This is a genomic window from Polaromonas sp. P1_G2, from assembly GCF_056405515.1.
In genome coordinates this window covers 1-483 of record NZ_JBFUBY010001013.1, presented here as the reverse complement: position 1 = coordinate 483, position 483 = coordinate 1, and the positions used below count along the sequence as shown (strand labels likewise).

1 protein-coding gene is annotated in these 483 nt (G+C 56.1%); it reads right to left on the bottom strand.

Translation table 11 applies throughout. The features are described from left to right. Positions 1–225 precede the first annotated feature (225 nt). Positions 226–483 (bottom strand): hypothetical protein (locus AC1D0P_RS28815; protein WP_477679860.1); only part of this gene is annotated, 258 nt, incomplete at its 5' end.

The following is a 483-nucleotide window of genomic DNA, read 5'->3' as shown; positions in this document are numbered from 1 at the left end:
GTCATAGGTCGCGCAATGATCAGACTGCGGAGGTTTGGGAAGATGTTGCGCGCGCCGCCGTCCCCTGGCGGAATTGCGCGCTTATTGTCTCACATCGGAGTTGCCTTGATAGACATAGCGAGAATGACGTAGGAACCGCCCCTATAGGTTTAAAGAGGTCGAACCGACGAAATCGAATAAGCCATTCCACTCATTCGCAGATTTCGAGCATTCAATTCTGCGAATTTACGTTCTTGTAGGCGGACTTTGCGGCGTCACGATCGTTTGCGGCTGCGGATTGCGCATGATGCAATTGGCCGCCGGCGCATCGCCGCGGCAAAGCGTCGGGTCGGTGAGCAGATCGCTATTGCTGAGCTCGGTGATCAGATGCATGGCGAGCATTTCGTCGGGCGCCAGCCTGCGGATCTTGTCGGGCGTAGTCGACAGCATCGCCTTCAGCAGCGTCTTTTCCACGCCCATTTCATGGAAATAGCCGGTCAGCAG